This is a genomic window from Sphaerisporangium siamense, assembly GCF_014205275.1.
Taxonomy (GTDB): domain Bacteria; phylum Actinomycetota; class Actinomycetes; order Streptosporangiales; family Streptosporangiaceae; genus Sphaerisporangium; species Sphaerisporangium siamense.
The window spans coordinates 3780610-3804422 of record NZ_JACHND010000001.1; the positions used below are offsets into that span (position 1 = coordinate 3780610).

23 protein-coding genes and 1 tRNA gene are annotated in these 23813 nt (G+C 66.5%); 20 read left to right on the top strand and 4 right to left on the bottom strand.

The window, feature by feature from the left end; all coding sequences use genetic code 11:
* Nucleotides 1-174 precede the first annotated feature (174 nt).
* Both BJ982_RS17280 and BJ982_RS17285 read left to right on the top strand, forming a co-directional pair.
* Nucleotides 175-510 carry a hypothetical protein gene (locus BJ982_RS17280; RefSeq protein WP_184881320.1) on the top strand — a complete coding sequence of 112 codons (336 nt, stop codon included), beginning with the start codon at nt 175-177 and terminating at the stop codon, nt 508-510.
* A gap of 110 nt (nt 511-620) precedes the next feature.
* Nucleotides 621-3209 carry a tetratricopeptide repeat protein gene (locus BJ982_RS17285; RefSeq protein WP_260413786.1) on the top strand — a complete coding sequence of 863 codons (2589 nt, stop codon included), beginning with the start codon at nt 621-623 and terminating at the stop codon, nt 3207-3209.
* Nucleotides 3210-3673: 464 nt separating this feature from the next.
* On the opposite strand, the gene BJ982_RS40900 is transcribed toward BJ982_RS17285, so the two are convergent.
* Together BJ982_RS40900 and BJ982_RS38530 are read right to left on the bottom strand one after the other, a co-directional pair.
* Complete coding sequence (locus tag BJ982_RS40900) at nt 3674-4000, bottom strand: transposase (protein ID WP_221482331.1); 327 nt, start codon at nt 3998-4000, stop codon at nt 3674-3676.
* Between the two features lie 49 nt (nt 4001-4049).
* Nucleotides 4050-5255, bottom strand: coding sequence for an HNH endonuclease (locus BJ982_RS38530; protein WP_203959000.1), 1206 nt, complete (start codon nt 5253-5255; stop codon nt 4050-4052).
* 222 nt (nt 5256-5477) lie between these two features.
* On the opposite strand from BJ982_RS38530, the gene BJ982_RS17295 reads away from it, so the two are divergent.
* The 11 genes from BJ982_RS17295 to BJ982_RS17345 all read left to right on the top strand — a co-directional run bounded on the left by BJ982_RS17295 (nt 5478) and on the right by BJ982_RS17345 (nt 14750).
* Nucleotides 5478-6347, top strand: a complete 870-nt coding sequence (locus tag BJ982_RS17295; RefSeq protein ID WP_184881324.1) for a helix-turn-helix domain-containing protein — start codon at nt 5478-5480, stop codon at nt 6345-6347.
* A 93-nt stretch (nt 6348-6440) separates the two neighbouring features.
* Nucleotides 6441-6881, top strand: coding sequence for an ATP-binding protein (locus BJ982_RS17300; protein WP_184881326.1), 441 nt, complete (start codon nt 6441-6443; stop codon nt 6879-6881).
* A 216-nt stretch (nt 6882-7097) separates the two neighbouring features.
* On the top strand, nt 7098-7940 hold the full coding sequence (locus BJ982_RS17305) for a sigma-70 RNA polymerase sigma factor region 4 domain-containing protein (RefSeq protein WP_184881328.1): 843 nt from the start codon (nt 7098-7100) through the stop codon (nt 7938-7940).
* Nucleotides 7941-7952: 12 nt separating this feature from the next.
* Complete coding sequence (locus BJ982_RS17310) at nt 7953-8789, top strand: protein phosphatase 2C domain-containing protein (protein ID WP_184881330.1); 837 nt, start codon at nt 7953-7955, stop codon at nt 8787-8789.
* A gap of 138 nt (nt 8790-8927) precedes the next feature.
* Entirely contained in the window at nt 8928-9365 is a 438-nt protein-coding gene (locus BJ982_RS17315; RefSeq protein ID WP_184881331.1) for a plasmid replication, integration and excision activator, read from the top strand.
* Nucleotides 9365-9637: a hypothetical protein gene (locus BJ982_RS17320; RefSeq protein ID WP_184881333.1), complete on the top strand. Its 273-nt coding sequence runs from the start codon at nt 9365-9367 to the stop codon at nt 9635-9637. The genes BJ982_RS17315 and BJ982_RS17320 overlap by 1 nt, the downstream gene beginning before the upstream one ends.
* Before the next feature lie 374 nt (nt 9638-10011).
* Nucleotides 10012-11439, top strand: coding sequence for an FtsK/SpoIIIE domain-containing protein (locus BJ982_RS40450; RefSeq protein ID WP_184888971.1), 1428 nt, complete (start codon nt 10012-10014; stop codon nt 11437-11439).
* Nucleotides 11436-11591 carry a hypothetical protein gene (locus BJ982_RS17330; RefSeq protein ID WP_184881335.1) on the top strand — a complete coding sequence of 52 codons (156 nt, stop codon included), beginning with the start codon at nt 11436-11438 and terminating at the stop codon, nt 11589-11591. Before BJ982_RS40450 ends, BJ982_RS17330 begins: the two co-directional genes overlap by 4 nt.
* Entirely contained in the window at nt 11588-13222 is a 1635-nt protein-coding gene (locus BJ982_RS17335; protein WP_184881337.1) for a replication initiator, read from the top strand. Before BJ982_RS17330 ends, BJ982_RS17335 begins: the two co-directional genes overlap by 4 nt.
* Nucleotides 13201-13392 carry a helix-turn-helix transcriptional regulator gene (locus BJ982_RS17340; protein WP_184881339.1) on the top strand — a complete coding sequence of 64 codons (192 nt, stop codon included), beginning with the start codon at nt 13201-13203 and terminating at the stop codon, nt 13390-13392. The genes BJ982_RS17335 and BJ982_RS17340 overlap by 22 nt, the downstream gene beginning before the upstream one ends.
* On the top strand, nt 13389-14750 hold the full coding sequence (locus tag BJ982_RS17345; RefSeq protein WP_184881341.1) for a tyrosine-type recombinase/integrase: 1362 nt from the start codon (nt 13389-13391) through the stop codon (nt 14748-14750). Before BJ982_RS17340 ends, BJ982_RS17345 begins: the two co-directional genes overlap by 4 nt.
* Nucleotides 14751-14957: 207 nt before the next feature.
* Here BJ982_RS17345 and BJ982_RS17350 read toward each other — a convergent pair.
* Nucleotides 14958-15031: transfer RNA gene (locus tag BJ982_RS17350), tRNA-Arg, on the bottom strand.
* Nucleotides 15032-15666: 635 nt separating this feature from the next.
* Here BJ982_RS17350 and BJ982_RS17355 point away from each other — a divergent pair.
* The 3 genes from BJ982_RS17355 to BJ982_RS17365 all read left to right on the top strand — a co-directional run bounded on the left by BJ982_RS17355 (nt 15667) and on the right by BJ982_RS17365 (nt 17933).
* Complete coding sequence (locus tag BJ982_RS17355) at nt 15667-16227, top strand: RNA polymerase sigma factor (RefSeq protein WP_239122893.1); 561 nt, start codon at nt 15667-15669, stop codon at nt 16225-16227.
* Nucleotides 16227-17288, top strand: a complete 1062-nt coding sequence (locus BJ982_RS17360) for a CU044_5270 family protein (RefSeq protein WP_184881345.1) — start codon at nt 16227-16229, stop codon at nt 17286-17288. Before BJ982_RS17355 ends, BJ982_RS17360 begins: the two co-directional genes overlap by 1 nt.
* Nucleotides 17289-17633: 345 nt before the next feature.
* Complete coding sequence (locus BJ982_RS17365; protein ID WP_184881347.1) at nt 17634-17933, top strand: hypothetical protein; 300 nt, start codon at nt 17634-17636, stop codon at nt 17931-17933.
* Between the two features lie 8 nt (nt 17934-17941).
* Here the strand turns inward: BJ982_RS17365 and BJ982_RS17370 are convergent, their stop codons facing one another.
* Nucleotides 17942-18919, bottom strand: a complete 978-nt coding sequence (locus BJ982_RS17370; RefSeq protein WP_203958999.1) for a Gfo/Idh/MocA family protein — start codon at nt 18917-18919, stop codon at nt 17942-17944.
* A gap of 732 nt (nt 18920-19651) precedes the next feature.
* On the opposite strand from BJ982_RS17370, the gene BJ982_RS17375 reads away from it, so the two are divergent.
* The 4 genes from BJ982_RS17375 to BJ982_RS17390 all read left to right on the top strand — a co-directional run bounded on the left by BJ982_RS17375 (nt 19652) and on the right by BJ982_RS17390 (nt 23764).
* Nucleotides 19652-20389: a phosphotransferase gene (locus BJ982_RS17375; protein WP_239122892.1), complete on the top strand. Its 738-nt coding sequence runs from the start codon at nt 19652-19654 to the stop codon at nt 20387-20389.
* 183 nt (nt 20390-20572) lie between these two features.
* Nucleotides 20573-21592, top strand: coding sequence for a cobalamin biosynthesis protein (locus tag BJ982_RS17380; RefSeq protein ID WP_275411674.1), 1020 nt, complete (start codon nt 20573-20575; stop codon nt 21590-21592).
* Between the two features lie 264 nt (nt 21593-21856).
* Nucleotides 21857-23332 carry a cobyric acid synthase gene (locus BJ982_RS17385; RefSeq protein WP_184888972.1) on the top strand — a complete coding sequence of 492 codons (1476 nt, stop codon included), beginning with the start codon at nt 21857-21859 and terminating at the stop codon, nt 23330-23332.
* A gap of 72 nt (nt 23333-23404) precedes the next feature.
* Nucleotides 23405-23764, top strand: coding sequence for a thiol-disulfide oxidoreductase DCC family protein (locus BJ982_RS17390; protein ID WP_184881355.1), 360 nt, complete (start codon nt 23405-23407; stop codon nt 23762-23764).
* Nucleotides 23765-23813: the final 49 nt, after the last annotated feature.

The window sequence follows — 23813 nt, forward strand, 5'->3', positions numbered from 1 at the left end:
ATAGGCTACGCCGGACACGTGGTCTGTGGGGTCGGACCGTGCAGCGCACATCTAAGAGCCCTGAATCGCTCGATTGCTTCCTCTGATCTGCTCCTAGGTGAGATGCTAGGTGCTATGTCGGGACGCGTTCTGAAACGGATAGGCGGAGTCCTGTTTATAGGGGCCGCAATCGCGATGGGTATCTACTTCTATCGAACCGGGCTGGATAAGGCCGACAAACTCGCTAGTGTACTTGGCGCGTTTATCGGCCTTACTGGCCTGGCCCTAGCGCTCTATGGCTCATTGCGGAACGAAGACACGAGCTCGTCGCCCATGCTGGACAATGAATCGTCGGGAGTGCACAACACCATCGGTGGTAACAGCACCTTCCATGGTCCGGTAGCGCAGGGTAATAACTTCAACCAGATTGCCTTCGGGTCGCCGGCGCTCCCTACGCCTCAACAAAGCACTCCACCGTTGGAGAAACTCACTTCCTCTCCATGCGATCCCCATGCCGCTGACGCGGGATGAAACGGTATTCGCCGAGATCTGCGCAAGCTTTTCCCCTTCGTGGCCTCTGACCTCTCTTGTTGGCCGACTTCCCCAAACTCAATCGACTCAAGAATTGATTTGCATTCGAAATGAGATGGCGACGCGCCCCTAAGGGCGGGAACTCTAACCAAGTGACCGGTGGTTCGTTCTATGGCCCAGTCATCCAGGCGGGCAACATTGGCAACGTCACGCTACATGTAGCCGAGGGCGCGCCAGCTGCTGTCGCAGGGTTGCCCGCAAGTCCACCTGGGTTTGTAGGTCGCGACGAGCACCTGCAGCAACTGCGATACTTTCTTGACCCCGCTAGTGAATTCCCCGCGGCCTCAACGATTGCAGTAGTTGTTGGAATGGCTGGAATTGGTAAGACTGCTCTCACTTTAGTGGCCGCTCGTCAGGCGTTGGACGCTGGTTGGTTCCCCGGCGGAGTTTTGTTCATCGACATGTGCGGTTATCATGCAGATAAGGCGGTGCAAGCGGGCGTGGCAGCCGGGCAGCTACTTCGGGCACTCGGCGTGCGCGATACAGATCTGCCCCCGACAGAAGATGAACAACTGATCCTGTATCGATCAATCTTGGAACAGTATGCTCGGGATGGGCGTCGGCTACTAATCGTCGCCGATAACGTTGCTACTTCTGGTCAGCTTATCCCCCTGCTGCCTGCTCATAGCTCTCACCGATTGCTGGTTACATCGCGACACACTCTATCGCTGACTGCACGCTATTTCGAGTTGGATATTCTTGCCGAAGCAGAGGCTCTTGCACTGTTACGGACGGCTCTGCATGTCGCTGAGCACGACCTGCGCGTGGAGATCTATCCTGATCAAGCCATAGCAATTGTTGAGTTATGTGGGTATCTACCACTCGCATTGCAAATCATCGCCGCGCTTATGCGCGCAGAGCCGGATCGCCCTCTTGTGGAAATGGCGGCCGAACTTACCGATGCCCGCGATCGCCTCGCTGTGCTAGATACCGGTGATGCTGATGAATGGGGACGCCCTGTTGCGGTTCGGGCCGCCTTCGACCTTTCCTACCACCATCTCCTTTCCCAGCGCCCGGAACAAGCGCGGATCTTCCGACTCATGCCTCTAAATCCCGGGACTGACATCTCCACGGACGCTGCCGCTGCTCTCGCAGGTCAACCACAGGCTGCGGTGCGTCGTCACCTTGCCGCCCTCGCGCGTGCTCACCTAATCACCCGTGGCAATGAAGGTCGCCGCTGGGGCATGCATGATTTGCTTCGTCTGTACGCCGACGAACATGGCCGAGATAGTAGTGACGCCGACGATCGCGAACGTGCTCTTGATCGTCTCCTCGATCACTACCTTGTACTAGCCGACAAAGCTGACGACTGTTTGCTGGGACCGCTTGCTCCCGCGCCCCAGGGGACCTTTAGGAGCCGCGACAAGGCACTTGCATGGTTCGATGATGAGCGTCTAAGCCTCCTTGGTTCCGTATCTGTCGCGTATGAGACTCGGCGGTTCAAGGTCGCCTTGGACCTTCCTGGCTGCCTTAACCGATATCTGCGATGGCGGGGCTACTATAGCGATCGCATTACAATCGATGTATTGGCTGTGGATGCGGCCCGGCAGCTCCCAGACGCATCCGGAGAGGGTATTGCACTGAATAACCTCGGCAATGCCTTGGGGCAAGTCCGAGATTTCGATGAAGCTATCCATGCCTACCGAGGCGCCCTTGCTATCTATAGGCAGCTCGGGGACCAGTATCGCGCGGGTCTCACCTTAGGTAATCTTGCCACCGCCCTGGCGGAGGTACGCCGGTTTGATGAAGCAGTTTCAGCATGCGAAGAAGCGCTGGTCATCTGCCGCCATACTGGTGATCAGCATGGCGAAGCTCAAGCTCTAAATAACCTTGGTATCGTGTTGCGTGAGGTTCGACGGTTCGAAGAGGCTATCGCTGCTCACAGGCAGGCTCTGGATTTATGGCGCCATCTCGGCGACTTATTTCATCAAGGCATGGCATGGAATAATCTCGGCCTTGCTTTAAGTGATTCTCGTTCTTTTCAAGAGGCGGTCGAGGTGCAGCAGCAGGCCTTGGAGATCAGCCAAAAGATGCAAGACCGATATGGCGAACAATCGGCACTAAATAACCTGGGGTCGGCGTTATTGCGCGTGAGAAATTACGCCGAATCCATCGCTGCTCACCAGAAGGCCTTGGAGATTAGCCGACAACTGGAAGATCAAGATGGTGAACGGTCGGCCTTGAATAATCTTGGTCTCGCGCTGGCCGCTGTGGGCGATTTCGATGAAGCCATATCTATTTACGAGCAAGCTCTGAACATCAGTCGCCAGCTTGGCAAGCAGGATGGTGAGGCTGAAGTGCTAAACAACCTCGGTCTCGCTTTGATCGAGGTTGCTCTCTATGATCAGGCTAAAGCGGCTTTTCGGGATGTAATCACCATCTGTCGCCATCTCGGTATGCAGCATCGTGAAGCTGCAGCGTTAAGTAGTCTCGGTCAGACCTTCACTAGGATGGGTCTGCTCGATGAGGCTATTGCCGCCCATCAAAAAGGTCTGGAAATTTGCCGCGACATCGGTGACAAAGAAGGTGAATTCGCTACACTGATACATCTCGGCGACGCTTTGCGTGCATTTGGCCGTTCTGTGGAAGCTGAAGCAATCTATCAGCAGGCTATCACTATCTCCGACACCCTAGAATGATTGCATTGCTGCTAGTATAGCTGGATAACGGCGGGAGTAGACGTCCAGGACGACGCAGCAGTGGACCTTGCCCTGCGGGGTCGGGTGTTCGGTGATGTCGGTGAACCACGGCTGGTTGAGCCCGCTCCTGCTAATAGCCGGTCGACATGTCGGTCGCTGTTGGCACCTCCGAATCGAGTGCCGGCGGTGGTTGCCGGGTAGGCCCTTGATGCCAGCACGACTCGTCAACACGGCAACTGCGTCGTATCGCACCGCGATGCCGCGGCCGAGGGCGTGTTCGGCGTGCACTCGCCGGCCGCCGTAGACGCCTCGAGAGGCGGTGTGGACCTGGCGTATTATCTCGGTGAGCCAGGCACGGCGCAGCGCCCAGGCCGAGGGCGGGTGCGTCCGCCAAGCGTAGTAGCCCCACTCCGAGACGCCCAGCGCCCGATACCAGACCTGGACTGGGAAGCCTTCGCCGACCATCACCGCGATGGCTTCGAATCGCCCATTGGGACACCACCTTTCCCAGCAGATCGACAGCTCGCCGGGTCACCGCCAAATACGTTTTCCAGCTCTGTGATGCGCCGCCGGGCGGCCGCCAGTTCCGTCTGAGCACAGGACCAAATGCTGGGCTCGAGCCAAGCATCGATGTGGTCTTGCTTACGCCAGTTGCAGATTGCCTGGTCGCTGATCTGCAGGTCCGCGGCCACCTGTGGCACCGTCCGTCCGGACTTCAGCAGATCCAGAACCTTACGACGGAACTCGGGGGGCTCCTGGGCATGGCGACCTATCCTGGGGGATCGAGGCATACCAGTCAGCTAAAGTGACTTCACGAAAGCCAGCGAGCATCAGCACCTGTTAGATCTGAGGGTCCGCGAAAACGCGCCGATGGTAGGCCAGGTGTTGGGGCGCCGGCGTGTGTCCCTCGGCGAGCCGGAGTTGGGTGATCGGCTTGCCGGTCGACACGTCGACGGCTACGAGGTCTTCGCTGATTGAGATTGTTCCACCGTCAAACAGGACGTGGTGGTTGGGGCACAGGCAGAGGAGGTTGCCCGGCTCGTCTGGGCCGTTGTGAGGCATGCCGAGCGGGCGGATGTGGGCGCCTTCGGCGTAGGGGCCTCGGCCGGTCATGAGACGGGTGCCGCAGATCTGGCACTGATAGTCGTGCAGGAGTTTGACCTGCTCCGCGAGCGCGGAGTCACGGATGACGCGGCTGGTCGTGACGGTGCGGCGGGTTGGTGTTGGTGTCCCATCGCGGGGAGGCGTGACCTCGTCCAGGGCTGGCCTAATGGCGTTGGGTTCGGGGATAAGCAAGGTGGCTGCGAGTAACTTGTCGTGGTCGACGTCGTGGAAGTATCCATCAAGGAGTCGCAGGACGATCTGCGCACGTATGGCCGGTTGATCGGCCACGAGGTCGTGTACCCATGAGCGTAAACCGCTGAGCGGCTGGTTCTGCCGCATCCAGCTCTGCGCCGCGCTGCCACTGGCTGTTGGAACGTCGTTATGGCCAGGGAGGTCCCAGAGCCCGTGGTGATACAGACGGAGTACGGGAAACTCGGCATTCAGGCCGTCGCCGGGATGGCCGAACTCCCGCAGGAGCGACTCGAGTGCGGGAGAGGCATCTGGCCACGGCACCAGGCGATCGTCGCGTCGGGCCGCTCTGCCAAGGGCCCAGAGAAGGGCCAATGGCTGGTGCCGCTTCCGTGCGCCGGGCGAAACCGATGCGGCGGTTTTGAGTGTGAGGATCTTCTGGAGCAGGCTTCCCGGGGAGTGTCCGTCGATGACGTCGCTTGGCCGGGTGACCTCGAAGCCGAGGTCGCTCAGTGTGCGTGCGACGGTGGCGTCGCCGCCGGAGAAGTCGTCGGCTCGTAGCGGTCGGCCGTCTACGCCGCGATGTGCTACGCCGGCGATGGCCTTGGAGTCGTACCGCTTCCCGTCGTATAGGAGGAAGTAGTCGCGTGCCGGGCCGTATCCGTAGGCCTTGAGAAAGGCACCCCTTCCCAGCTTGTCGTACTCCTCGATGGCGGACAGAACCATGTCACGACGGAGATCGGAAAGCGCCATAAGGGAATGATAGGAGCAGCTATTGGCCTAAATGCTGAACCTGATGGCCATAGTGCCCTGTTAGTGGGGAGTTGTCTGCAAATTGGTCCGATACGGCCTGGACTAGATCACAGCGGTCGCTGGCCACTTGTGCAGTTGGCACGCCGCATGCACACGTCCTGCAAGCCACATGCCGCGGGCGTCGCAGCGTTCTTGGCGAGGACCACTGACCGAGGATGTGAAGTGGCTCAGCGTGATAGAACGCTCGGTGTGGAGGAGCGGCGGGATCGGTTGCGGGGGTTGGGGGAGCTGTTTCGGCGGCTTCGTCGGGAGGCTGGGCTGACGGGGAAGGAGTTGGCGCAGCGGGCGCAGGTGGGGCAGCCGACCATCTCGCGGATAGAGACGGGGCAGCTTCTTCCTACGCCCGAGACCGTTGAGCGGGTTGCGGCTGCTCTTGGGCTCGGTGAGAGGGACCGCGGCGAGCTTGATGCGCTGCTGGCGCGGCTGCGGGATGAGGTGTCGCGGCTGCGGGGTGGGTTGGCCGGCCGGGAGGCGGCGAATGCTGCCCGGGTTCGTTCGGCTCAGTGGATCGCGGTGTTCTCCTCGGCGATGATCCCGGCGCTGTTGCAGACGGCTGAGTATGCGCGATTGGCGTTGGCGGTCGGCCGGGATGTGGATGAAGAGGACGCGGCGAAGGCGGCGGCCGTGCGGGTTGAGGCGCAGGCGGTACTCTTTGAGGAGAGCCGGAAGTTCGCGTTCGTGCTGACGGAGGGGGCGGTGCGGACGTGGCCAGGGTCGCCGTCGTTGATGCTCGCCCAGCTTGATCGGTTGGTTCAGGTGTCGACGTTGCCGCATGTTCGGCTGGGTGTGGTGCCTTGGAGGACTGAAGCGCCGGCCTTTCCGTTGCATGGCTTCACGCTCGTTGATGGAGCCGTGAGCGTGGTGGAGAGCCTGACGGGTGATCTCACGTTGACCGAGCCGGGCGAGATTGCCATGCATGAGGATGCTTTCGAAGCATTCGCGGCTGCGGCGGTGTACGGGGATGCTCTGCGGGATTTACTGGGTGAAATCGGGGCGGACTTTCGGAAGTTGGCGGCCCAGCTAGAGAAGTGACGCATTTATGCGTCGAATTCCTTGATGATGACCAAGCGCAGGTCATACGCTCGTGACGTGGGTGTATAGCCCTCTAGACGTTGGAGCGTATCCATGAGCGCATGGCGCATGTCCCGGTCCTTCCTCGGCACTTCCCCCTCGGTCCGGGAAGCCCGCCGTTTCGTCACGACGTTCCTCGCGGGCTGGCCGATCGTGGAGTCGGCCGAACTCATCGTCAGCGAGCTGGCCGCCAACGCCGTCCGTCACACCGCCAGCGGCACGTTCGGCGGGCAGTTCCAGGTGATGATCCACGCCCAGCACGACCGGGTGTGGCTGGGCGTCGTCGATGCCGGCGCCGCGTACGGTCCCAGCGTCTTCTCCCCGGAAGACGATGAGGAGGGCGGCCGGGGCTTGATGATCGTCGGCGCCCTGGCCGACACCTACGGCATCCGCGGCGACGAGCGAGGTCGCACGGTATGGGCGCTGTTGCTGGTCAATGCGGGCAAGAACGCCCCGGCCGCACCTCTGCCGGGCTCCGAGGCGTCACGTGCTTGATCGGCTGCCCTGCTGGTGTGAGCGTGGTCCTTATCGCGTGCGGCTCGCTGAGCGGGGTCTGCGGTGAGTCCGCGGGGCGTACCCCATCGCAGGTGGAACATAAAGGCGGTAAGCCTCCAAACCGGTGAACAGCTCAAACGTGCACTGTCTAGGGGAATAGACGACAAAGCGTCTAGGGGCCTAGACTCGGTGGAGCATCACCGAGAGGAACCGGCCGTGCCATCCAGCGAGCTTGAGCGTATCGCCGCGATCGAGGACCCGTACGTCCTGCTGCGCGCGGCCACCGAGCGGCTGAATGCCGCCCAACAAGAGGTGACCGAGCTGGCTCGGCTGCGCCGCCGGGTGATCCAGGATCTGCACGCCCAAGGCATGTCCTACGCCCAGATCGCCGAGGCCGCCGGCCTCACCCGGGGCCGGATTCACCAGATCCGACACACCGGGCCGGCGCCGGAAGGGGCGTTCTTCGGCATGGGCGCAGTGACGGTAGTGACTCCGCTTCGGCTTGATCCCGCGACCGGGCGATCGGTGGTGGCGTTGGACGACATGCGGGCAGGGAGTCGGCTGGAGAATCTTGCGCGCGGCTACGGGCTTAGCGTGGGCTCCGACAACGTCTCGGTGGACGGTGACATCAACTTGAACCGTCCCGGGCTGCTGGTCATCTGCGGGCCGCGCATGTCCGCGGCGGTACGCGAGTGCTACGACAAGGACCCGGTGGTCCGGTGGGACCGCGATGACAAGGGATGGCTGCTGCGCGACACCCGTACCGGGACCGTCTACCGCTCTGGCACGCAGACCGACCCGCCTCGCCCGACGGACTCGGCGTATCTGGGACGACTGCCTCGGCCGGACGGTAACGGCAGTCTTCTGATCATCGCGGGAATCCATCCCAACGGGTCGCTCGGGGTGATCCACCTGCTAGCGAGCGAGACCGCGACGCTGTGGGGGCAGGTGGGGGACCAGCGGTTCTCCACGGTGGTGGGGGTGGAGTACGACCCCGACAGCGGGGAGCCCGTGAAGGCTGAGCTGATCAGTCCGCTGTACCGTCACGACGAGGACTAGGGGCTACGCGACGTGCGTCTGACCTTCGCCACCGAGCCCGCCTATCTCGGCCGCTTGAACGAGGACTTCATCGCTGCCACACAGGATGCGGTCGTGTTGTTGGATGGCGCTGGAACGCCGCCGGGTGTGGAGTGCGGCTGTCATCACGGCGTGGCCTGGTACTCCCACACGCTTGGCTCCACCCTCGTCACGTCGATGACCCAAAGCGCCGGCACACTGGGCGAAATCCTGGCCGATGGGATCAAGACCGTCGCCGGTCTGCACGCGTCCAGCTGCGATCTAACCCATGCCGGTTCGCCCTCGGCCACCGTGGTGATGCTTCGCCGGACCGGCGAGATGCTGGAGTGGCTGGTGCTGGCCGACTCGGTCCTCGTCTTGGACGTTGCCGGATCACCCGAGCCGGTGGTCATCTGCGACGATCGGGAAGCGCAGGTTGGTGCGCGTTATCGAACCCTCATGGACTCACTGCCCGGCGGCAGCCCGGAACATCAGCGAGCGCATGCCCAGTACGTCGAGACGATGCGCCGGCACCGTAATCGCGAGGATGGTTTCTGGGTCGCCTCGGTGGACCCTTCGGCCGCAGATCAGGCACAGAGCGGTGCCATACCTGTTGGCGAGGTTCGCGCGGCTGCTGTGCTGAGCGATGGCGCTTCCCGGTTGGTCGATCGGTTCGAGTTGGCCACCTGGCGGCAGCTGCTGGATCTGCTCGACTCCTCCGGTCCTGGTGAGTTGATCGACCGGGTGCGGCAGGCCGAGCGTTCTGACCTGGAGGGACGTCGCTGGCCTCGCGGCAAGGCGTTTGATGACGCTACGGCCGCTTATGTCACAGCTCTCGGCGACGGTTGGTAAGCGACACGCCACTCTTTGCGTCCATCCCCCTAGACAACCGCGCTTCGCGCTGCCTATCTTCTTTTGTATAGCCCCCTAGACAGTTTGTCTCAGCGGTCTCGCTGTAGCTGTCTAGGGGGATCGACGGGAGATGAAGCGATGGGTATCCGAGGCGCCATCCCGATCCGATTCGAGGATGTGTTCCCCAACGGCTGCTTCATGGTCGGTGAGGTCGACCAGGTCAAGGACTTCGAGGCCTCCACCGCCACCAAGCCGGTCTACGCCCGCGACAAGACCACGGGTGAGTTCGTCTGGCAGGTCACCGTGATCGACTGCGACCCCGATGCTCGGGAGAAGACGGTCAAGGTCAAGATCACCTCGCCGGTTCAGCCGGTGCCCCCGGCTGCGATGCCGGGGTTGCCGTTCATTCCGGTGGAGTTCGGCCAGCTCGCCGTCACGCCGTACGTCAACGGCAACGGCCGGCTCACCTACTCGGTCAAGGCGCGCGAGATGCGCGCTCCACGCAACGCCAACTCGACTCCCGCGGCTTCGGCTGCGGTCAAGCACACCAACGTCTCTGGAAAGGAAGCCGCCTGATGGCTCGCCGCAGGACTGCCCGCATCAGCACCATCACCCTCAACACCGGCAGCGGAGCTCAAGCGATCAACCACCCGTACCCCGCCCGCACTCCGGTCCTGGCCCTGGACTTCGGCGCCCTGTCGGTCCTGGTCACCACTTCCACCGGCGACGAGGTGACCGCCTCCGACCTGGAGTTCGCCCGCCAGCTCGCCCACCAGGCCCACCAGTTCGCCACCTCGGTGGAGCGCTGTTACCACGGTCTGCCCAACGGACGCGGGGTGGCTGCGTGAGGGACAACCAGCACCAGCCCTACACCCACCTGCGGGCCGCGATCGACGACGGGATCACCTGCCTGGACGTCTCCTTCTATACCCCCGACCTGGCCGTCTCGGTGTTCTGCATTGACCAGGAGCGGGCCTGCCTGGACATCTCCAGCGCCGATGGCCAGGTGAGCATCTCCAGCACCGGCGGCGGTCCTGTCACCCGGGCCGACATCGCTCTGGCCCGTGAGCTCGCGCACGCGGCGGCGCGTTACCTGTCGGAGTGCGAGCGCCTGTACGCCAAGCGCCACCTGCCCCCGGCCGCGTGGTGGGGCCGCTGGAACTGGTACTTCCGGCGGCCCCTGATCTCCCTGGACACAACATCAAGAGAGGGCTCAAGCCTAATGTTCAAAAAGCTTCCTGGCGATGAGACGGCACGCCTGGTCTCCACCACGCCGGACACCGCCGTCGTCTTCCGCCCGGCCGTCGTTCAGACCCCGGCCATCCTGACCATCGCCATCGCCGTCTGGCGCATGCTCACCGGGGTGGTCGGCCTGGTCTGGCGTCACCCGATCGCGCTCGCCATCACCGTCGGTCTCGGCGTCATCTGGACCCGATACGGCTACCTGCACGTCCTCGCGCTCGCGGGCCTGGCCGTAGCGGCCGGCGTCTCGTGGAGGCTGGTCGACCGGCCCTCGTTCCTTCGACTGGTCGGCTGGCCACTGCTGGGCTGGTGGCGGCTGGTCTCGGTTTACCGGCGTCACTGGCAGCCGGTGATGATCGTTTCCGGGCTCGGACGGTATCTGCGGGGGCGCGACTGCCTTCCCCGGCTGCTCGCCGTCACCTGCACGCCGTGGGCGGATCTGGTCACGGTGAAGATGCTGTCGGGGCAGGCCGTCACCGACTGGACCGACCGTACCGAGCATCTCGCCCACGGCTTTGGCGCCACCTCCTGCCGGATCAGCGTCCAGCGCTCCGGCCGGCTTCTGCTCACCTTCCCGCGGAGTGACCCGCTGGCCGTCCCGCTCTCGGCCGTCCCCGTGCCTGAGACTGCGGCGGCTGGGCCGGTACAGGTCGGCATGCAGGAGAATGGCCACCCGTGGCTGCTCAAGCTCCATGGCACCCACGTCCTGGTCGCCGGAGCCACCGGAGCAGGCAAGGGCTCGGTGATCTGGTCGGCCATCCGTGGCCTCCTGCCTGCCATGCGCGCCGGGCTGGTGCAGGTGTGGGCGCTGGACCCCAAGCTCATGGAGCTGTCTTACGGCCGGGCCATCTTCGGTGACCGCTACGCTGCCGACCCGGATGCGTGTGCCGATCTGCTGGACGCGGCGGTCAAGGTCATGCAGGAGAGGGCGGGCCGGTTCGCCGGCGTTCAGCGCAACCACACGCCCACCTTCGAGGACCCGTTCGTCCTGGTGGTCGTCGACGAGGTCGCCTTTCTGACCGCCTACCAGCCGGACAAGCACCTTCGCCAACGCATCACCGCCGCTCTTGCCACCTTGACGACCCAAGGTCGCGCGGTGGGCGTCGGCGTGCTGGCCGCGCTCCAGGACCCGCGCAAAGAGGTCATGAACATCCGCAACCTCTTCCCCGACAAGATCGCACTCCGGCTGGACGAATCCGAACAGGTCGACATGGTCCTCGGCGACGGAGCACGCGACAGAGGAGCACTGGCCGACCTCATCTCACCCCGCCCGGAAGCCGGGGCCGGTATCGGGTACGTGCGTTTGGAGACCAGCCCCGACCCGGTACGCGTCCGTGCTGCGTACGTCTCCGACGCCGACATCCGGGCCATGGCTGCCGAGTTCGCCCCGGTGGGTGAGGCTGTATGACGCTGACTCACTTCCTCGACGGTCTGCGTTGTGAGGTGTGCCGCTGTCTCAACGTCCTGTGGCTGGACCCGGCATGCGGGCTGGTCGAGTGCCAGGAGTGCGGCCAGACCGCCGTGACGCTTCCGGCCGAGGACGGCGGTGATGACCAATGACCAACGCCAATGACCGGTCGCTGCCTCGGGCGGTGCGGATGGCGATGCCGCTGGCCCGGGATGTCGTCGAGCAGATCGCCAAGCAGTACGGCGTGTGCATCCGTCCCGTTGCGCTCCAACGGCTGGACATCGCGACCGGCAAGTCCGAGATCATCGATGTTCCCTGCGGGGCGACGTTGGAGTCGAAGTGCCCCTCCTGCGCGAAGCGCAACAGGCAGCTTCGGATGGCTCAGTGCCGGGAGGGCTGGCACCTGGAGGCCGAGCCGATCATCACCCCAGATGAGGCGGACGACTATCAACGCTGCCTTGTTGAGGTACGGGCCGACGCCCAGGTGTGGCGAGATCAGGCCGAAGCCGCGGGGCGGTCCACCGACGAGTTGGATGCGGCGATCGCCGAGTTGGACGACGAGATCAACAACGCCGGGATGCGCGGCAACGTCCTCGGTCGGATGGTGGGCAAGCGGTGCCGGTCGACCAAGCGGCGCCAGGATGCCCCGGACCTGCCTCGGCGCAAGATGAGCGCCTCGACCCTCGGCCGGGTGTTCCACGCGCCGGACGGCAAGATCTTCCGGCCATCGATGTTTCTGACCCTCACCCTGCCGTCGTACGGGCGGATCAAGGAAGGTGTCCCGGTTGACCCGAGCACCTATGACTACGTCCGAGCTGCTCGGGATGCGCTGCACTTCTCCAAGCTGGTGGACCGGTTCGTGCAGAACCTTCGCCGGGTGGCTGGTTTCGATGTGCAGTACTTCGCCGCCGTCGAACCGCAGAAGCGGCTGGCCCCGCACCTACATATGGCCGTCCGCGGGACGCTGCCTCGGGCGGAGATCAAGCAGATCGCCGCGGCGACCTATCACCAGGTCTGGTGGCCGGCGATCGACGAGGTGAAGTACCAGGGCGATCACCTGCCCGTCTGGTCCGATGGCGTCGGATACCTCGACCCGGCGACCGGTGAGCTCCTGCCGACCTGGGACGAAGCCCTTGACCGGCTTGACGCCGATGAGGAGGCGGACCCGCTGCATGTGGTCCGCTTCGGCACCCAAGTTGACGTGCAAGGTGTGCTCGCCGGGACCAAGGACGCCGACCAGTGCATCCGCTACCTGTCCAAGTACCTCACGAAGAGCATCGGCGACACTCTCGACTCGGAGAACCAGGCTCAGCGCCTCCACGCTGAACGGCTGGCGGACGCACTGCGGTTCGAGCCGTGCTCGCCGACGTGCCCGAACTGGCTGCGGTATGGGGTGCAGCCCAAGAGCGCGAAGGCAGGCATGGTCCCGGGCCGGTGCCGGGGGAAGGCCCACAAGCCCGAGCATCTGGGCTACGCGGGCCGGCGGGTCCTGGTGTCGCGGAAGTGGTCCAACAAGACGCTGGCCGAACACAAGCAGGATCGGCGCACCTGGGTTTTGGAGGCCCTCGGCGTCGCGGATGAGCCGGTCGACCCGCACCGCTATGTCTGGCGTCCCGTCCCGCATGGCGATGCCAACGTGCCACCCCTGGCCCTACGGCTGCTGCGGTCGGTTCATGAGCGGCAGCGGTGGCGCAACCACATGAACCAGCTGCAGGCGCAAGGAGACGGACAGGATCTTTCGGCAACTGAAGGGAAAGCTGCATGGGCAAGCGTGACGAGCTGATGACCGTTCCCGACATCCTCACCGAGCTGGGTGGGGTCTTCGTCCGCACCTTCTACCGCTGGCGGGAGATTGGAAAGGCACCCAAAGGCTTCAAGCTGCCCAACGGCGAGATCCGGGTCTACCGGAGCGACTTCGAGGCCTGGCTGGAGACGCTGCGGGAAGCCGCATGACGACCAGCTATGACGTCAAGTTCTGGGACATCCGCCGGAACAAGTCGAGCAAGACGGCGTCGTACGAGGTGCGCTGGAAGGTCGGCGGCAGGGAGAAGTCCAAGACTCTTCGCACCAAGGCCCTGGCCGAGAACTTCCTGTCCGACCTGCGGCAGGCGGCTCGGCGGGGAGAGGCTTTCGACGTCGAGCGCGGGCTGCCCGAGTCGCTGGTCAAGGCCAAGACCGCGCGGACCTGGCTGGAGTTCGCCCAGGCGTATGTACTGGCCAAGTGGCCGCACTCTGCGGCCAAGTCACGCGAGGGCATCACCGACACGATGACCGGCGTCACGCTCGCCTTGCTGCGAGACCGGCCGGGTAAGCCCGAGCTTCGGGTCTTGCGGTCGGTACTGCGGGGGCATGTCTTCCTGCCCGATGGCCGGCGGGGGAGTCTCGACCCGGAGCACGCCGTAGCGCTGCGCTGGCTCACCAGTGCTTCGCTGCCCATGGTCGAGCTGAAAGAGGCCAAGACCGTGCGGGCCGTGCTAGAGGCCCTGTCGGTCACCCTCGACGGGACGCGGGCCGCTGACTCCACCTTCCGGCGTAAGCGGGCGGTGTTCCATCATGCGTTGGAGTACGCCGTCGAACTCGGGGATCTTTCGGCAAATCCGCTGGACCGGGTGAACTGGAAGCCCGCCAAGGTCTCGGGAGAGGTGGACCGGCGGGTCGTGGTCAACCCGGCGCAGGCTCGGGAACTCCTCGTGGCCGTCACATATATCGGACGGTCGCGCGGGGCGATGCTCGCCGGGATGTTCGCCTGCATGTACTTCGCCGGCCTTCGACCTGCGGAGGCGGCGGGGCTCCGGGAGAAGGACTGTCATCTTCCGGCAACTGGGTGGGGCCTACTGACCTTGGAGGAGACGCGGCCAGAGAGCGGGCGACGGTTCTCCGACTCGGGGAGCACCCATGATGTCCGCGGGCTCAAGCAGCGTCGGCGCAAGGCCATCCGGGATGTGCCGATCCCGCCGGAGCTGGTGCGCATTCTTCGCGAGCACGTTGAGCTGCACGGCACCGCGGCTGACGGCCGGCTCTTCCGGACCGCGACTGGCGGCGTCTTCTCCACGACGGCGTACGCCAAGGTCTGGAAGGAGGCACGGACGTATGCGCTGATACCTGATCAGGTCGCGTCGCCCCTGGCCGGCAGGCCGTACGACCTGCGCCATGCGGCCGTCTCGCTCTGGCTCAACGCCGGCGTCCCAGCACCGGACGTGGCCGAACGGGCCGGGCACAGCGTGGACGTGCTGCTCCGTGTCTACGCGAAGTGCGTCGACGGGCAGCGGGAGATCGCGAACCAGCGAATAGCCGAGGCGCTGTCGGCGTGAGGACGATCTACCATCGGAGGGTTGCGGTCATCCCGTGGCCCTCTCTTTTTATGCCTCTGACCTGGGAAAACGTCGCTGCATCCATCCCGTGTATATCCCGTGAGGGGTGGCTGGGAGCTGCTTTGGGTGGCATCCGGCTGCGGGTGGCGTCATGGGCTGATCAAGAGAAAAGACCAGGTCAGCAGGGGTGCGACCTGGTCCTGAGGGCGCGCCCTGCAGGATTCGAACCTGCGACCGTCGGATTAGAAGTCCGGTGCTCTGTCCAGCTGAGCTAAGGGCGCTCTCGGTTAATTGTGCATGATCCCAGGAGTGTCCGTGTACCTTGCGCAGGCGGGTGGCCTGGTCATGTCTTGCGGGAGTCTATGGCCTGGCAGGGCAGGGGGTAGGTGAGTGGCCGGGGGTTCTGAGGTCGGTGTTTTCGGTCGGTGGGTGTGATCTTCGGGCGGAGGTCTCTCTAGTGGTGATCTTCGGTCTTTCAGGGGCTGTCGCGCTGGCCGCACGCGATAAGCGGGATGTGGAGTCGGGCAGCCCGGCGTGTAGGGCACCGGGATTCACCGTCGCGCATCATGCTGTGGCGGCGCCGACAAGAGGACGTGCACCAAGACGATGAAGCACGCTACGCGACACAAACAGCGACTGGGTGGGTGAGAGCGCACGAGGTCAGACCGTCTACGTGGACGCAACCACGTGGGTGTGGGGTGGCTGTCGCTGATCGGTACGGCGCATGACGTGGGTTGGATCGCACCGGCAGACGGGACGGGTGTACTTCGTCGTCGGTACGGGTGGCGGGGAGTGCAGGTTGTCGAGAACTCGGGTGGGCGTATCGGGAGACAACCGGGTAAAGCGCGGGCGCTGCTGGTGAGGTGAAGCAGTAGTCGCTTCGCCTTTCAGGCGCGGACTCATGAAGGGGTGGCCGTTGAGGGTTGATGCGGCCGAGATCGATGATGCCGAGCTGATCAGGCGGTCTGGTGATGACCCTGAGCAGTTCGCGGTGTTGTTCGACCGGTATGGGCGGCAGATTCATCGGTATGTGGCGCGTCGGCTTGGTGCGCAGGTCGCCGATGACATCGTGGCCGAGACGTTTCTGGCCGCGTTCCGGCGGCGTGGAGCGTTCGACACGTCGTTTCCGCAGGCCAGGCCGTGGCTGTACGGGATCGCTACCACGCTGATCGCCCGGCATCGGCGGCAGGAGGAGCGGTTGCTGCGGGCGCTGCACCGGACGGGGGTCGATCCGTTGCCTGAGGCCATGGCGGACGTCGTGGAGCGGCGGGTGGCGGCGCAGGACAGGAAGCGTGAGCTGGCGGGGGCGTTGGCGTCGCTGTCGCGCGGCGATCGGGACGTGCTGTTGCTGGTCGCGTGGGAGGACATGTCGTACGAGGAGGTGGCGCGGGCGTTGGACATCCCCTTGGGAACCGTGCGGTCGCGGCTGCACCGGGCGAGGAAGAAGGCCAGGAGCGTGCTGGAAGAGGAGATCTGATGGGGGTCACTCTCAGGGAGTTTCGGCGAGGCGTGCCGGAGATGACGGTGGAGGCCGAGGGGGCGGCTCGGGCGCGGCTGGTGGCGGCCATGCGTGCTGAGCGCGAAGGTCGCGAAAGCGCGGAGCGGGGAGGCGTCGAAGGCCTGGAGCGGGACGGTCGTGGAGGCCGGGTGGGGCGGAAGGCTGGGCTTGGCCGGGGTGGTGGTTCTTCCGCGGTTCGGTGGTGGCCGCGGTTGGGGGTGCGGGTGGCGGTCGCTATGGGGGTGGCGGTGCTGGTCGGTGCCGGGATCGTTCTGGTGCGGGGCGAGCCTGCCATGGTGCCGGCGGCGAACGTGCGTGAGCTTGGGGAGCGGGCGGCCGAGGCGGCGAAGAGTACGCCCGCACCGGTGGCGGGCACCGGCAAATGGCTTTACATCAAGCAGCTTCAGGCGCCCGCGGCCGAGGGGAGCCACGGGTTCGGCAGGGACCTGCGTAAGCGCACCACGTGGGAGCAGTGGACCAGCTCGGACGGGAAGCAGGTCGCCTGGTATCAGCCGGACGGCAAGCTGCTCGTGCAGGGGACCTCTCCTGGCGTCAGCGCGGCGGAGCTGTCCGAGCAGCCGGTCACTCCAGAGGAGATGATCAAGCGCGTCGAAACCGCGTTGCGGGCGAGCCGCGCTGGCACCATCGTCGAAGTCAATTACGGACCGCCCACGACGAAAGAGCAGGAGCTGTTTCAGGCGATCTCACAGCTGATGAGTGAGCAGTCACTCGGCCCCGAGGTCCGGGCCGCGCTTTTCCGGGCGCTGCCCACCATCCCGGGCGTCTCGATGACGCCGGACGTGGCCGACGCCGATGGCAGAAAGGGGGTGGCGTTCAGCTATTCGGGATCCTGGGCCAGGTCCGACCTCATCCTGGACGCCACGGACTACCGCTTCCTGGGCACCTACGGGGTCGCCGTCAAGGATCAGACCTTCGAGTACGCCGACATCGGCAAGGTCTTCGTCAAAGCAGGCACTCCGCTCGACTGGACGGCCCAACTTGAGACTCAGGTCGTGGATCGGGCCGGCCTGAAGCCCTGACGGGACATGTACAGGGCGGGATAGAAGTCCATGCCGGGAACGCGTGCGCGGAGTCCCACGCGCACGCTTTGCGCCTGGGACATGGCCTGGGGGCCTGTCCCAGGCACGTGTAGCCGGTTATGGCCTCAGCCTCAGCGCTGCGGCGGTGCCAGTGCGCCGCGTGGGTGGGACATGGCCATTGGGCCGTGTCCCACCCACGCGGCACCCGCGCGTCCGAGTTTGCGGGTGCTCCCACGCCACGCCAAAGCGCCCCGGAAGGACGAGTCGACGTCAGGTGGCCCTGGAATTCACTGTGATTCTCTTGAGTTCCTGCCTCCGCCCCTGAGCGGCAGGTACGCGGATGCCTTGGACGGGTACAAGCCGGACGGCTTCCGGGTTCGCGGCAAGACGGTCGCGGACGTCCGCGCCGAGTTGGATCGGCGCGGGTTGAAGGCCGTCTACCAGCTCTGGTGGAGTTACGCCGACGGCGGCTTCTTCCCCGAGCCCGTTTCCGTGGACCGGATAAAGGACGACTTGATCGTCGAGAGCTCCCGCGCGTACAGCTCCGACACGATCGAGCTCACCGTCGTTCCCGGTCCGGAGGCCGGCCCCGCGCCTACTCCCTCTCCCCGCCCCCAATGGTGGGACCTCCCGGAGGAAGGCTGATCAACGGGTCAGAGTTCGCCGCGGAGCGGGAGGCCCGCTTTGCGGTAGATGGCGTCGATGACGGTCATGTTGGCGAGGGCGTCTTCTGGTGGGGTCAGGGGTGGGGTGCCGTTGTGGATGGCGGTTCTGAAGGCGCGGAGTTGGTGCGTATAGGTGGGCTCGCCGGGGACGCGTTCGCGGCGGCGTTCGCCGTCCACGGTGATGGTGAGTCGGTGGAAGAGCTGTGGGGCGACGTAGTTGGTGACGCGCAGGGTGCCGTGCTCGCCCTCGACGCGGGCGGCGATCTTGAGGGGGTGGCCGCCCGACCACATGGAGGCGTGGACGCGGCCGGTGGCGCCCGTAGGGAAGCGCAGGTCGGCGGCCATGGCGCGGTCGACGCCCGGGGATCGCAGCAGGGCGGCGGCCGCGACCACGGACGGCTCGCCGGGGCCGAGCGTGCGCAGGCAGTGGACGGCGTAGCTGCCCGCGTCCATGAGCGCCCCGCCCGACAGTTGCAGTGAGTACCGGATGTCGGAGAAGCGGGGGAGCGGGAAGCACATCCAGGTCTCGACGTGCCGTACCTCGCCGAGCTCGGTGTGGACGATCTCCAGCACGCGTTCCATCAGCGGGTGGTAGCGGTAGTGGAACGCCTCCATGACGACCAGGCCGGAGCGGCGCGCGGCCTCCGCGACGGACGTGGCCTCGGCGGCGTTCGAGGTGAAGGGCTTCTCGCAGAGGACGTGCTTGCCCGCCTCGATCGCGCGCAGTGTCCACTCGGCGTGCAGGGCGTTGGGCAGCGGGTTGTAGATGGCGTCGATGGACGGGTCTGAGATGAGCGCATCGTAGGACCGGTGGACCACGGGGATGCGGTGCTTCGTCGCGAAGCGCTCCGCCCGGGAGCGGTCGCGCGCGGCGACGGCCACGATGTCGACGCCGGGGATGGAGCGGGCGGGCCTGACAAGTGCCATGGGGGTGATCCGGGCCGCCCCGAGAGTCCCGATACGCATGATCGAATCATGCCAGATCGACATGACACGGAGGCCGCGCCGGGAGTCGGGACCGAGGGTTAGGGGGAGGGGGTGGTTCCGGTGCTGGGGCCACAGTTCGGATCGGTGCCGGAACCACGTCGATCGGCGCGGGACCGGCGGTGCCGGAACCACGCCGGATCGGCGCGGGATCGGTGGGTGTAGCCCGAGCTTGCGCGAAGCGGGGGGCTTGGGCCTGGGCGAGAACACAGCCGGGGTTCGAGTCGGCGCCGGGGCGGGCGTCCGGGAGGGGGTGTAGCCGGGAGGCAAGAGCGACGACGGGACAGGGGCAAGGACGGACCTGGACGCGGGGAGCACGGGGAAGCAGACGGGACAACGGGGCACAGAGGGTGAGGGCAGAGCGGGGACGTGGGTGGCACGGGTGCGGACAAGACAGGTGGCGGGGACGGAACCGGATTCGGGGGCAGGGGGACCTGGGCGGGACCAGGGGCGGCAGAGAGGTCGGGGGAGGGTCGGCACGTGGGCGGCACGGGGGTGTGGACGAGACAGGAGGCGAGGGGCGACCAGGACTTCGACGGGACCGGGTGGGGGCAGGCGGAAGGCGGGGTGGCGCGGTGGAGTTTACGGGGAAGTGCTTGGTTTTTGGGAAAGGCTGCCGTTGGTGGGGTGGGCTGCCTAAAATTAGACGTCATGTTCGTCCGTACGGCCCTTCCTGAGATATCGCTGACCGGTGGTGATGTGACGGAGGGGGTCGTGCGCGTAGGCGACACCGTGCGGCGGCCGATGGGGCCGTCCAGTCCCGCCGTTCACGCCCTGCTGCGACACCTGGAGTCCGTGCGGTTCGAGGGCGCGCCCCGGGTGCTCGGTATCGACGACCGGGGCAGGGAAGTCCTCTCGTACGTCCCCGGCCAGGTGGCCACGCGTCCGTTGGCGCCGTACGTGGTGACGGACGAGGTGTTGGTTCGGCTTGGGCGGCTGGTGCGTCGTTTTCATGATGCGGTGTCCACGTTCGTGCCGCCTTCTGGCGCGGAATGGGTGGACGGGTCGGGGGACGACGCGGAACCCGAGTTGGTCGGCCACTGCGACATCACGCCGGAGAACGTCGTCTTCCGCGGCAGCACGCCGTGGGCGCTGATCGACTTCGACATGGCGCGGCCGACGACGCGCCTGTTCGACGTCGTCACCACCCTGCGGCACTGGGCCCCGATCGCCGACCCCATCGACCGCGATCCCGCGCAGCGCCTGCTGGACGTCGGCAGGCGCATCCGCGTCTTCTGCGACGCGTACGGGCTGGAGGGGCGCGACCGGCGCCGGCTCCTGGAGTTGAGCAGGCTCCGGTTCGGCCGCTCGTATGTCGCCATGCGCGCGCGGGCGATCGAGGACGGCGGGGGGTGGGCCCGGATGTGGGAGGGCGGCGCGGGGGAGCGCATCCGCAGGGCCGCCGACTGGCTGGATGACAACTGGGACGAGCTGGAGTTCCACCTCCATTAGCCGATTCACCGGCGTTCCTGCACAATTCTGGACGGCGTAACGAGACGCGACGACGCGATGTCACGTGCCGTGCCACTGACTCATGGGCACCCCGAGTGCGGAGAGTTGAGCGGTGGGCGCGGATACCCGACGCCGTGGCACGAGGATCATGGACGTCGCGGAGGAACAGAGGGTGGGGTCGCGGTGAAGCGGGCGCGTACAGGACCGAGGCGGGTACGGCGGGCGGGGCTGCGGGAGCGGGCCCTTGGGCTGGCCGCGGGCATGGTCCTGGACACGATCTTCGCCGATCCCCGGAGCGTCGCGCATCCGGTGGCGGTGTTCGGACGGGCCGCGTCCCTGCTGGAGGGCCGCCTGTATGGACGGTCGCGGGCGCGGGGCGTGGCGTACGTCGTCATCTGTGCGGGGTCGGCGGCGGCCTTGGGCGTGGCGGCCGAGCGGCTGACCCGGCGCAGCCCGCTGGCGCGTACGGGTGTCACGGCCGTGGCGGCCTGGGCCGTGCTCGGGGGGACGAGTCTGGCCCGGGAGGGCGCGTTCATGGCCACGGCGCTGGAAAGAGGTGACCTGGAGGCCGCGCGCGGACGGCTGTCCCATCTGTGCGGTCGTGATCCGTCCCGGCTCTCGGAGGGGGAACTGGCGCGGGCGACCGTCGAGTCGATCGCGGAGAACACCTCCGACGCGGTGGTGGCGCCGCTGGTCTGGGGTGCGGTGGCCGGGGTGCCGGGGCTGCTGGCGTACCGGGCGGTCAACACGATGGACGCGATGGTCGGGCACCGCTCGGAGCGGTACGAGGTCTTCGGCTGGGCCGCCGCGCGGCTGGACGACGTGGCGAACTACCTGCCGGCGCGGCTCACCGGGGCTGTGGCGAGCGTGTTGGCCCCGCTGGCCGGAGGGTCGCCGCGGACGGCGGCGGCCATGCTGTTCAGGGACGGTCACCGGCATCCGTCCCCGAATTCCGGCCGGTGCGAGGCGGCCTTCGCCGGGGCGCTGGGCGTACGGCTCGGGGGTCGTAACGACTATGGCGGACGGATCGAACACCGGCCGCACCTGGGGGATGGTCCCCCGCCTTCCGTTCCCGACATTTCACGATCCGTACGCTTGGCGCGCGCCGTGAACCTGACCTCCGCCGCCCTCGCCGCGACCGCGGTACTGGCCATCCACCGGTACCTGGGGAAACGGAGAGGCACGAGCGCGTCCGCCGACTGAGATTCTCGGGACCGTGCGTCCGTTCGGGGGGAGAGAGACGCGTGGAGGTCGGCCGGGTGCCGTGCCAGGGGTGGCGCGTGTGCGCGGGGTGCAGTACGTGTACCAGGGCGGGGTCGTCCGGGTGAGGAGGGAAGGCGCGGGATGAGGTTTCCGGGGACCGCGTCCGTGTGGGGAGGCGGGCGCGGGGCGGCCGCTGGGTGAGTGTTTTGTGCCGGGAGTCTCGTCCGGGCGGGGGTCTGGCATGGTTGGGCTGTGCGGACCGGGATGCTGCTTGTGGCGGGGACTACGTCGGATGCGGGGAAGAGTGTGGTCACGGCTGGTATCTGCCGGTGGCTTGCTCGCCGTGGGGTGCGCGTGGCGCCGTTCAAGGCGCAGAATATGTCGCTTAATTCGTATGTGACGGCTGATGGTGCTGAGATCGGGCGGGCGCAGGCGGCGCAGGCGCGGGCGGCAGGGGTGGAGCCTGTCGCCGATATGAATCCGGTTCTGCTGAAGCCGGGCAGCGACCGGCGCAGCCAGGTCGTCGTGCTGGGCAAGCCCGTCGCCGAGGTGGACGCGATGGAGTACGGCGCGCACAAGGACCGCCTCAGGGCCGTCGCGCTGGAGTCGCTGGAGCGGCTGCGGGCGTCCTATGACGTGGTGGTGTGCGAGGGCGCGGGCAGCCCTGCCGAGATCAACCTGCGCCGGGGGGACATCGCGAACATGGGCCTGGCGCGGGCGGCGGGGATGCCGGTGGTCGTGGTCGGGGACATCGATCGCGGCGGCGTCTTCGCGGCCCTGTACGGCACGCTGGCGCTGATGGACGCCGGGGACCAGGCGCTGGTCAGCGGGTTTCTGATCAACAAGTTCCGTGGGGCGCGCGAGCTGCTCGATCCGGGGCTGGACATGCTCACCGAGCTGACCGGACGGCCGGTGTACGGCGTGCTGCCGTGGCTGGACGGGATGTGGATGGACCTGGAGGACTCACTCGCCCTCGACGCCCGTCGCGGGGCGGTTCCGGCGAGCGCGGGTGCCCGGGAGAGCCTGCGGGTCGCGGTGGTGCGCTACCCGAGGATCAGCAACTTCACCGACGTGGACGCCCTCGCCGCCGAGCCGGGGGTGGTGGTCCGCTTCGCCGGGTCGCCCGCCGAGATCCTGGACGCCGACCTGGTCGTCCTGCCGGGATCGCGAGCCACCGTGTCAGACCTGGCGTGGCTGCGCAGCACGGGCCTGGCGGGCGCGCTGCTGGACAGGAAAGGCCCGATTCTTGGTATCTGCGGCGGCTATCAGATGCTCGCCCGCACGATCCGCGACGACGTCGAGTCCGGGGCGGGGCTGGTGGACGGGCTCGGTCTGCTGCCGGCGGACGTCGAGTTCGCCCGCGAGAAGACGCTCGCACGGCCGTCCGGGACGGCGTACGGCCAGCGCGTGGCGGCGTACGAGATCCACCACGGCATCGTGACGGTCGACGCCGGGGCCGAGCCGTTCCTGGACGGCTGCCGCGCGGGCGCCGTCTGGGGGACCACCTGGCACGGCGCCCTGGAGAACGACGGCTTCCGCCGCGCCTTCCTGGCCGACGTGGCGGCGGTCGCCGGCCGCGACTTCGTCCCCGCGCCCGGCGTCTCCTTCGCGGCCCTGCGTGAGCGGCACCTCGACGCCCTCGGCGACATGATCGAGCAGCACGTCGACACCGAGGCGCTGCTGTCCCTGATCCACGACGGCGCGCCCAAGGGTCTTCCCGTCCTGCCACCCGGCGCCTGACAGCCGTCCCCGTGGGGGTACGCGGGCCGGTGCCCGCCGGTCGGCTCAGCCGGGCGTGCGTAGAATCGGGGCGTGCTCGTCTACGACGGAGACTGCGGGTTCTGCCAGCGATGCGTGGACTTCGGCCACGCCCACCTCCGGATGCCGCAGGTGCGGCGCTTTCAGGAGCTGGATCTCGCCGAGCACGGTCTCACGCTTCAGCAGGTCACCGATTCGGTGCAGCTTCTCGGGCCGGACGGCATGCGGGCGTCTGGAGCGCGTGCGGTGGCCGTGCTGCTGGCCGTGCAGCCGGGTCTTGGCTGGCGGCTGCTCGGACGGCTGATGCTGGTGCCCCCGGTGAGCTGGGCCGCCGAGGCGGTCTATCGGATGATCGCCCGCAACCGCCACCGTCTGCCCGGCAGTACGGGCGCCTGCGCGATGCCCCAGCGCTGAGGAACCCCCTCCCGCGCCACCCCATCCGGTGCCTTCGCCACGACAGCGG

Excerpts from the sequence above, each read along its gene's own strand:
- BJ982_RS17280 (WP_184881320.1), top strand. The coding sequence starts at position 175 with ATGGGTATCTACTTCTATCGAACCGGGCTGGATAAGGCCGACAAACTC.
- BJ982_RS17285 (WP_260413786.1), top strand. The coding sequence starts at position 621 with ATGAGATGGCGACGCGCCCCTAAGGGCGGGAACTCTAACCAAGTGACC.
- BJ982_RS40900 (WP_221482331.1), bottom strand. The coding sequence starts at position 4,000 with ATGCCTCGATCCCCCAGGATAGGTCGCCATGCCCAGGAGCCCCCCGAG.
- BJ982_RS38530 (WP_203959000.1), bottom strand. The coding sequence starts at position 5,255 with ATGGCGCTTTCCGATCTCCGTCGTGACATGGTTCTGTCCGCCATCGAG.
- BJ982_RS17300 (WP_184881326.1), top strand. The coding sequence starts at position 6,441 with ATGAGCGCATGGCGCATGTCCCGGTCCTTCCTCGGCACTTCCCCCTCG.
- BJ982_RS17315 (WP_184881331.1), top strand. The coding sequence starts at position 8,928 with ATGGGTATCCGAGGCGCCATCCCGATCCGATTCGAGGATGTGTTCCCC.
- BJ982_RS17320 (WP_184881333.1), top strand. The coding sequence starts at position 9,365 with ATGGCTCGCCGCAGGACTGCCCGCATCAGCACCATCACCCTCAACACC.
- BJ982_RS40450 (WP_184888971.1), top strand. The coding sequence starts at position 10,012 with ATGTTCAAAAAGCTTCCTGGCGATGAGACGGCACGCCTGGTCTCCACC.
- BJ982_RS17330 (WP_184881335.1), top strand. The coding sequence starts at position 11,436 with ATGACGCTGACTCACTTCCTCGACGGTCTGCGTTGTGAGGTGTGCCGC.
- BJ982_RS17335 (WP_184881337.1), top strand. The coding sequence starts at position 11,588 with ATGACCAACGCCAATGACCGGTCGCTGCCTCGGGCGGTGCGGATGGCG.
- BJ982_RS17340 (WP_184881339.1), top strand. The coding sequence starts at position 13,201 with ATGGGCAAGCGTGACGAGCTGATGACCGTTCCCGACATCCTCACCGAG.
- BJ982_RS17345 (WP_184881341.1), top strand. The coding sequence starts at position 13,389 with ATGACGACCAGCTATGACGTCAAGTTCTGGGACATCCGCCGGAACAAG.
- BJ982_RS17360 (WP_184881345.1), top strand. The coding sequence starts at position 16,227 with ATGGGGGTCACTCTCAGGGAGTTTCGGCGAGGCGTGCCGGAGATGACG.
- BJ982_RS17370 (WP_203958999.1), bottom strand. The coding sequence starts at position 18,919 with ATGCGTATCGGGACTCTCGGGGCGGCCCGGATCACCCCCATGGCACTT.
- BJ982_RS17385 (WP_184888972.1), top strand. The coding sequence starts at position 21,857 with ATGCTGCTTGTGGCGGGGACTACGTCGGATGCGGGGAAGAGTGTGGTC.